Source organism: Microcoleus sp., assembly GCF_049646505.1.
GTDB lineage: Bacteria > Cyanobacteriota > Cyanobacteriia > Cyanobacteriales > Microcoleaceae > Microcoleus.
The window spans coordinates 1-3,741 of sequence record NZ_JBARVX010000470.1 but is presented as its reverse complement, the minus strand read 5'-3'; the positions used below and the strand labels follow the sequence as shown (position 1 = coordinate 3,741).

Sequence of the window (3,741 nt, the reverse complement as noted above, 5' to 3'; positions counted from 1 at the left end):
CTGCTGCTGAGCTTGTTGTACCATATCGTCAACAAAGCGGCGTGCTTCTTCCGTTGACATTTCGCCCCGCTTGACTAATTCATCTGCCAGCTTTTGGGCTTCAGTGCGTAATTCAGTTAACTTGCTGCCTGCTTTTTCACCAGCGTAGGAAGCTAGCCCGACACCAAGATAAACTGCTTTCTGTAAAATATCTCCGAAACCAGGCATAGGAGCTATACCTCATAAAACTGGGTGAACCGGAGACCACGCCTATTACAAGCATCCCGTGTTGCTGCTACCTTCCGGTCCTGACAAGATTTGGGCGTTGGAATCGCGTGGGTCCAGTTCATTTGTGAGTATAACACAGTTATTTATTCTTCAACCACACACCAGTGATAAATTTCATAAATAACGCAACCGTTCTTCACCAGCGGGTCTTCAGCGACGATCGCCCGTGCCTCATCCATAGAATCCGCCTCAAACATCAACATACCGCCGCCCCGCCTCGCCCAGTAGCCACTTTTGGCTCGGTGTCCTTTAGAAATCAACTCTCGGACATAAGCTCTGTGAGCGGACACGTACTGGTCAAATACGGGCTTTTCGACAATTCCTTGCTCAATTTTGACAAACCAAGGCATTTTTATTTGGGATTTTAGATTTTATATTTTAGATTGAGAATGGGTGATGAGGAATAGGGTCGAGGGCAAATGCGACCTATTCCATTTTCCACCATCCTTTCTTAACTGCGATGTTATCCTATGAACTCGTCAAAACAGCGATTTTTTATTGCTTTAGTACCGCCTCCCGATATTGAACAGCAGATTACTGAGATTAAACAATATTTTGCGGAACACTACAACAGCCGCGGTGCTTTGAAGTCGCCGCCCCACATCACGCTGCAACCTCCTTTTGAGTGGGAGGCAGCGGATGTGGCGAAATTGGAGGAAAGTTTAAAGTCATTTGCTGCAAACCGACTGGCAATTCCAATTACTATGTCTGGTTTTGCTGCTTTCGCGCCCCGCGTCATTTACGCTGATGTTGTCAAATCGCCCGAATTGCTGGAAATTCAAAAAGATTTGATGAGTTATGTAAGAGAAAATTTGGGAATAGTCAATTCTGCTTCTCAAACTCGCCCATTTATACCGCACATGACTGTAGCATTTCGCGATTTAACTCAGGAGAATTTTCAAACAGCGTGGTTGGAATTCTCCGGGCGCGAGCTGTTATTTGAATTTACCGCTGCCGCGTTAACCTTGCTGCTTCACGACGGCAGCCGCTGGAACATCAGCAAACAGTTCCCCCTGAGAGCCGAACCTCCAACAATCCTCAATCAATAGAACTCTTGCAAAAATCCAAAGCACCCCACCCCAACCCTCCCCTTATTAAGGGGAGGGAGCAAGATTATGCTTGTTTCTCCCCTTAATAAGAGGGGACTAAGGGGGTAAATTTGACTTTTGCAAGAGGTCTACTAAGTTCGCACTCACAAAAGCCAGTCCTTAAAGATCGGGCTGAAGTCCTGACTGCGAACTTAAATCGTACCTGCGCGGCGTGTACACCCAAACATCTCCTCCATATTTGCGGGGAATAATCCGAGTTTGACTCGAACCAACAATTACTAAAGTTCTCATATCCGCATCTTCCGGCTGGAATTCGCCGAGGGTGCAAACGCGCACGGATTGGCCTGGCCTGCCGAGGTTTCGCCCCAATACAACCGGGGTTTTTGGATCGCGAGTTTGCAACAAAATCTCGATCGCCCTTCCCAATTGCCAAATCCGCTTTGTTGAGATCGGATTGTAAAATGCCACAACTAAATCCGCTTTGGCGGTGGCAGAAATGCGCTGTTCTATGACCTCCCAAGGCTTGAGAATATCTGAAAGCGAAATCGCACAAAAATCGTGTCCGAGGGGTGCTCCGATCGCAGCAGCGGCCGCCTGCATCGCAGAAATCCCCGGTGCTACCCGGATGTCGATGCCTTGCCATTCGGGTTTGCTGTCAGAGTCGATCGCCTCAAACACCGCCGCAGCCATCGCAAAAATCCCCGGATCTCCCGACGAAACCACGGCTACAGATTTGCCGGATGCAGCTAAATCTAGGGCAAAACGGGCGCGATCGATCTCTTCGCGGTTGTCGGAATCGTGCCTGTTTTGTCCTTCCCGCAGGGTTCCGGCTAAGTCGAGATAGAACTTGTAACCCACCCAATCGGTGGCTTCGCGCAAAATTTGCTTAACTTCCGGGGACATCCAGGGCGCGCCGCCGGGCCCGGTACCGACGATCGCCAGTTTGCCGCGGCTAATGCCGATCGCACTTGGATCGATCGGTTCTGCAGCAAGGGCGATCGCGCAATTGAAGGCGTTTGTGCGATCGTATTCGACTAACTGACTGTTTGCACCCGCTGCTGTCAGGGCAATTTGTGCCGCCTGATTTTCGCTGAATTCAATAGAGTTTAATTCGACAAGTTCAGAGAGATTGCAAAAACGGACTGGGACTTGAAAACATTCTGCAACTGCTTCTAATGCCGGATTTCCCATCTCATCTTTTAAGGCAAAAAATCCGGCAATTGAATCTGCCGCTAAATTGGTTTTTGTCAGTAATTTCTGCACGCAAGATACGGCTATTTCTGGCTGCATATTCGATAGGTTCGCGAGTCCAACTGCCAGCTTTTTCGGGTGGTAAACTAAACAATCTGCTGTTGGTAAAACTGCTTTTTCGGTGACGCGGATGGTTAATTTGGCTGACGGGGCGATCCTCTCCGTTGGCGCAGCCCCCGTAGGGGCGGGCTGCGCTAACGGCAAATTGCTCTCCCAAAGCCAGCTAGCATCCCCTTCAATGCGTACTTTCGCCCCGGCGAGCAAATTTGAAATAAAAGTCTTCGCATCCTCTGGATTCGCCAAATAATAGCCCTGGGGAGGACTCAGCAGGGCGGTGCGAAACCGGATATCTCCGGTGGTGGTGATGGCGGGTTGTACGCCTAGGGCGGCGGCAATTTCTCTGGCCAAGTCGTTTACGCCGTGCAAACCGCCCAGCAGCGGTACAACGGCGCTTCCGTCTTCGGCGACGGCTAAGACTGAGGGTTCGGCGCGTTTGTCTGACAGCAGCGGGGCGAGGGTGCGGATGATGATTCCGGCGGCGCAGATGGCGATGATTGGGGTTTGGGTTGCGAACAGTTCCCGCAGTGTTTCGCCGAAGTTGCTAAAGTTGATGTCTGTGTCGGATGTGCGATCGACTAAACCGTAAATCTGGGAACCTGGGAAGATTGCGGAGATGGTTTGGGCGATCGGCAGGCTGTTTTGACCTAAGATAACTATTGCCGGAGGTGTTCGTTTCACTGCTGTAAATATGCCTGTGTTTGGATTGGTTTGATTATTTTAATTGGTTCTTAGCACCATACAAAATATAGTAGGGTGCGTCGCAATGAAGAATCGGTCAATCAACTCGAAAATCTCCCAGCGATGCACCCTAAAACTGGCGGATCGGATGCCCGTTCCCCAAAAATTGACACCAATTGGTGTCAAAAATCAGACAGAGGAAAATTCCCAGTTGTGGGAATCTTACTTTACCGCAAACACGTCATTACCGAACAGCATTATATCGATCGATTAATTCGCTATTTTGAAACTGCAGGCATTATACCTTTGCTGAGTGCGGGGGATGTTTTGTATTTGACGATGCCGGCGAATCGGTTGGATTTACTGTGGAGAACGCCCTCGGAATTGATTAAAACTTAACGGTTTTACGTAGCAATTTATGTTGCCGATCGCTCAA

Annotated in this window: 5 protein-coding genes and 1 other RNA gene; 2 read left to right on the top strand and 4 right to left on the bottom strand. The window is 49.4% G+C overall.

Annotated elements, in window-relative coordinates; all coding sequences use genetic code 11:
- The 3 genes from WBA89_RS22650 to WBA89_RS22640 form a co-directional block, all read right to left on the bottom strand.
- A partial coding sequence (locus WBA89_RS22650; RefSeq protein ID WP_424409628.1) for a phasin family protein occupies positions 1-207 on the bottom strand: 207 nt, incomplete at its 3' end.
- 23 nt (positions 208-230) lie between these two features.
- Positions 231-327, bottom strand: an RNA gene (gene ffs, locus WBA89_RS22645) — signal recognition particle sRNA small type.
- 23 nt (positions 328-350) lie between these two features.
- Positions 351-617: a YciI family protein gene (locus tag WBA89_RS22640; protein WP_424409626.1), complete on the bottom strand. Its 267-nt coding sequence runs from the start codon at positions 615-617 to the stop codon at positions 351-353.
- Positions 618-737: 120 nt separating this feature from the next.
- On the opposite strand from WBA89_RS22640, the gene WBA89_RS22635 reads away from it, so the two are divergent.
- Complete coding sequence (locus WBA89_RS22635) at positions 738-1,316, top strand: 2'-5' RNA ligase family protein (RefSeq protein ID WP_424409625.1); 579 nt, start codon at positions 738-740, stop codon at positions 1,314-1,316.
- A 159-nt stretch (positions 1,317-1,475) separates the two neighbouring features.
- Here WBA89_RS22635 and cobJ read toward each other — a convergent pair whose 3' ends face one another.
- Positions 1,476-3,305: a precorrin-3B C(17)-methyltransferase gene (gene cobJ / locus WBA89_RS22630; RefSeq protein WP_424409623.1), complete on the bottom strand. Its 1,830-nt coding sequence runs from the start codon at positions 3,303-3,305 to the stop codon at positions 1,476-1,478.
- A gap of 75 nt (positions 3,306-3,380) precedes the next feature.
- Here cobJ and WBA89_RS22625 point away from each other — a divergent pair, with 75 nt between their 5' ends.
- Complete coding sequence (locus WBA89_RS22625) at positions 3,381-3,704, top strand: hypothetical protein (protein WP_424409621.1); 324 nt, start codon at positions 3,381-3,383, stop codon at positions 3,702-3,704.
- Positions 3,705-3,741 lie beyond the last annotated feature (37 nt).